We start from the raw sequence: 2440 nt of genomic DNA, 5'->3' as shown, positions 1-2440 counted from the left end.
GTCCTAATATCTGAGAAAATACGTTTATATTTACCATGGCGGTGATGGAATTTTAGCGAATTAAATATAGCAATCCCTGCTATATAAATACACCGCCATTTTTTCCCTTATTTTGGACACTACTGATAATAATTCCTTTGCGCACAATCTATAACTAAAAAAGCACGAAATAACACGAAAGATAGTTCCAGAGAAAAATAAATCTTTCGTGTTTTGAATTTCTAACTTGTAAATACATTAGATCGCAATATCGTATTGTCGACCTTGTGCTGCCGCTTGTGCATCTTTGCTGCGTCCTATTAAAGCTCCAATTCCTAAGCCTATAGGTAGTCCAATTGCGAATAATCCCATGTTGTGCGTAAAAAGTCCCAATATTATTCCGAAAGGAATTCCATAAAGTGTAATACCAACGGCTGTCCATTTTTTACTGTAATGACCTACTGGGACGATGTCAATGTCTTGTTCTAAAATAGTTATAATTTCGTTTTCTGTTAAATTTACTAGTCGGTACAAAGCTCCATTAATCTTGGTGGAAGCATTTAATTCATGCACTTTTTCATTGATTTTTGAAATGGTAGATTCGGATAATGGTTTTGTTTCAGCTATTGCCAAAACTTTATGCAAACGCCGATATGCTTTCGCTAATTTATCATCGAGCATGCTATCCGTCATTTTGGGTTGAAGTTGAATTAATTTCATATTAATTACATTGTTAAAGGTAGTTGGTAGTTTTTTTATGTTAAGTTATATTTCTGCGTCTGACTTAACAAAGTCTAAATATACTAAAAAGTCTATCAATTTTGTATAGAATACCTAAAAATAAGTATTTATACAATAAAAAATATTAACTGTACAATATTATAACGTGATAATACGTGGAACGCTACAATAAAAATCATTTTTTAAGACTTATGAATGCTTCTTCTCATGATGACAAGCTTAATAAGTAATGATATTATTTGTATACAAATCAATGAATTATTAGGAAATTAAAGTTTCTTTGTTTGGGTTTTTGTAATTTCATTAAGAAATATTGATTACTTAAATTTAAATTAATCTGATTCTGCTCTGTTTTTTAAGCTTTCATTCATTAATACGAAACCTTGTTTCGTTTTTTCAAGATTGAATAATCCAACCAATAATCCACTAAATTCCTCGGAATGAACAAAAGATGTCGTTCCCTCCTCATTTTCAAAAAGGTCAAAACGGTGTTTTCCGTCAAAAATTCCGCGTATAAAAAGTTTACCTTCCCAGACCAACTTTCTGTTCGTTTCATTCTCCAATATAATAGGTTTGAAGGTCATGTTCGATCCTTCGGGAGGAGCAATAGTGACTTGAATGGTATTATTCACTTCAGGATTTCCTTTAATAGTTTGGATAAAAGGATTCCAACTGGGATAAGCTTCGAAATTCAGTAGAATGTCCCAAACTTTACTAGGTGTGGCATTAATGATAATTTCAGTTTTAATTTCTTTTTTCATACTGTCTTGTATTAGGTAAATGCTTTGTTAATTGAATAGTACAAAGTTGATGTTTTTAAGACAGTAGCCACTTGATATAAATCAAGAAATTAAAATGGATATTTTCGACGAATACGACTAAATGTTTCGGCAGTCATACCCAGCATTGATGCTATATATTGTAAAGGAACCTGGTTAAATAATTCTTTATTATTCTGAAAAAAATAATGGTAGCGCTCTTCGGCTGTCATGGAAAGATGGCTAAATACGCGATCTTCTAAAGTGGTGAAGCAGTGACAAATGAAAAGTCGTTCTATTTCTGGCCATGTGGGTACAAAATCTTTTATTCGATTGTATTCGTCTTTATTAATCATATACACCTCTGCGTCTGTAAGTGCTTGGAACGTCCAGCGGGCGGGTTTGTCAAACATAAAACTGGCTAAATCCGTCAGGAAATAATTTTGGTAAGCTATCCATTGCGTAACTTCTTTATCAGCAGTCTCCACGAAAACACGTATGTAACCTGATAATATGAAGTACATCGCTTGGCAGTTTTGATTAGTTCGAAGTATTATTTCACCTTTTTTGATTGGCTTCCACTTAAATAACTCTATGATATGGTTTAATTCCTGGGTATTTATTATACCAAATGTGTTTTGAATACTTTCTTGTAACTGTGATAAGTGTGTCGGGGATAAATCAGGAATACTCTGTGTTTGCATAATATAAAGGTAATTATGAAATGTATTAATCTCTTATTTATATTGGTTTATTAAAGTATGAAAAATTGTTATAATAAAAAGTTATTAATACCATTTAATACCATTGAAGGGCAGGGTAAATTACAACGCCTGAGGGTGTAAATTAAACTGTGTCATTAAATAAATACTTATTTTTAGACACAGTATAATGAACAACGAGAAATTTGATTTTGAGCGCTTCAAAGAAGAAGCTATGAAAGGCCTTTACGAAGGCAAAAA

The 2440-nt window shown here is 32.0% G+C and carries 3 protein-coding genes; all 3 read right to left on the bottom strand.

Going from position 1 to position 2440, the window contains the following annotated elements; all coding sequences use genetic code 11:
- Positions 1–237 precede the first annotated feature (237 nt).
- Complete coding sequence (locus H8B04_RS16775; RefSeq protein WP_190303060.1) at positions 238–699, bottom strand: hypothetical protein; 462 nt, start codon at positions 697–699, stop codon at positions 238–240.
- 353 nt (positions 700–1052) lie between these two features.
- Positions 1053–1481 carry an SRPBCC domain-containing protein gene (locus H8B04_RS16770; protein ID WP_190303059.1) on the bottom strand — a complete coding sequence of 143 codons (429 nt, stop codon included), beginning with the start codon at positions 1479–1481 and terminating at the stop codon, positions 1053–1055.
- Between the two features lie 89 nt (positions 1482–1570).
- A complete protein-coding gene (locus tag H8B04_RS16765) occupies positions 1571–2182 on the bottom strand; it encodes a Crp/Fnr family transcriptional regulator (RefSeq protein WP_190303058.1) in 612 nt (203 codons plus the stop codon).
- Positions 2183–2440 lie beyond the last annotated feature (258 nt).

It is taken from the genome of Sphingobacterium litopenaei (assembly GCF_014692495.1).
GTDB lineage: Bacteria > Bacteroidota > Bacteroidia > Sphingobacteriales > Sphingobacteriaceae > Sphingobacterium > Sphingobacterium litopenaei.
The sequence above is the reverse complement of the archived record's forward strand: the minus strand, read 5'-3'. Positions and strand labels throughout refer to the sequence as shown.